Source organism: Roseateles chitinivorans (assembly GCF_002761755.1).
GTDB classification, from domain to species: domain Bacteria; phylum Pseudomonadota; class Gammaproteobacteria; order Burkholderiales; family Burkholderiaceae_C; genus Roseateles; species Roseateles chitinivorans.
This window is the reverse complement of record NZ_PEOG01000154.1, coordinates 1-1,242: the sequence shown is the minus strand read 5'-3', so window position 1 is coordinate 1,242 and position 1,242 is coordinate 1. Positions and strand designations below refer to the sequence as shown.

Genomic DNA, 1,242 nt, shown 5'->3' with positions numbered 1-1,242 from the left:
GATCAGGTCGCCCTGATTGATCTTGTCGCCCAGCTTGACCTTGAGTTCCTTGACCACGCCGGCCGCGGAGGACGGGATCTCCATCGAGGCCTTGTCGGACTCGACGGTGACCAGGCTCTGCTCGGCCTTGATCGTGTCGCCGACCTTGACCAGCACCTCGATGATCGCGACGTCCTTGAAATCGCCGATGTCGGGAACCTTGACTTCAACTTGTGCCATGTCCGGTCCTTCCGATCAGAGCGCGATCCGACGGAAGTCGGCCAGCAGCGAGGCGAAGTACACGTTGAAGCGGGCCGCGGCCGCGCCGTCGATGACGCGGTGGTCCCAGCTCAGCGACAGCGGCAGGATCAGGCGCGGCGCGAACTGCTTGCCGTCCCACACCGGACGCGTCTGCGACTTGCACACGCCCATGATCGCGACCTCGGGGGCGTTGATGATCGGCGTGAAGTAGGTGCCGCCGATGCCGCCCAGCGACGAGATCGAGAAGCAGCCGCCGGTCATGTCGGCCGGGCCGAGCTTGCCGTCGCGGGCCTTCTTGGCCAGCTCCGACATCTCCTGGCTGATCTGGAAGATGCCCTTCTTGTCGCAATCGCGAATCACCGGCACCACCAGGCCATTGGGCGTGTCCGCCGCGAAGCCGATGTGGAAGTAGTTCTTCAGGACCAGCGTGTCGCCGTCGAGCGAGGCATTGAACTCGGGGAACTTCTTCAGCGCCGCGACGGTCGCCTTGATCATGAAGGCCAGCATCGTGACCTTGATGCCGGACTTCTCGTTCTCCTTGTTCAGCTGGACGCGGAAGGCTTCCAGCTCGGTGATGTCGGCGTCGTCGTGGTTGGTGACGTGCGGGATCGTGACCCAGTTGCGGTGCAGGTTGGCGCCGCTGATCTTCTTGATCCGGGACAGGTCCTTGCGCTCGACGGGGCCGAACTTCTCGAAGTCGACCTTGGGCCAGGGCAGCAGGCCCGGGAAGGCACCACCGCCGGCGGCGCCGGCCGGTGCCGCGGCCTTCTGGGCCGAGGTCTGCGCGGTGCCGGCCATCACGGCCTTGACGAAGGACTGGACGTCGGACTCGGTGATGCGGCCCTTGGCGCCCGACCCCTTCACTTCCTCGAGCATCGGGGCCGGCCATGGTGATCTCCTCGCGTCGGTCGCATGCTGTCGGAGCGCGCAGCGTAACGCGGAGCGGCGATCGGCCGCTGAACGAGCGGGGATCAGATGACGCCGTCGACCTCGTGGACCAGC

2 protein-coding genes are annotated in these 1,242 nt (G+C 65.8%); both read right to left on the bottom strand.

Going from position 1 to position 1,242, the window contains the following annotated elements; all coding sequences use genetic code 11:
* Window positions 1-219: biotin/lipoyl-containing protein (locus CS062_RS25115; protein ID WP_303645168.1), on the bottom strand; the 219-nt coding region annotated here is incomplete at its 3' end.
* A gap of 15 nt (window positions 220-234) precedes the next feature.
* A partial coding sequence (locus tag CS062_RS25110; RefSeq protein WP_199174361.1) for a 2-oxo acid dehydrogenase subunit E2 occupies window positions 235-1,242 on the bottom strand: 1,008 nt, incomplete at its 5' end.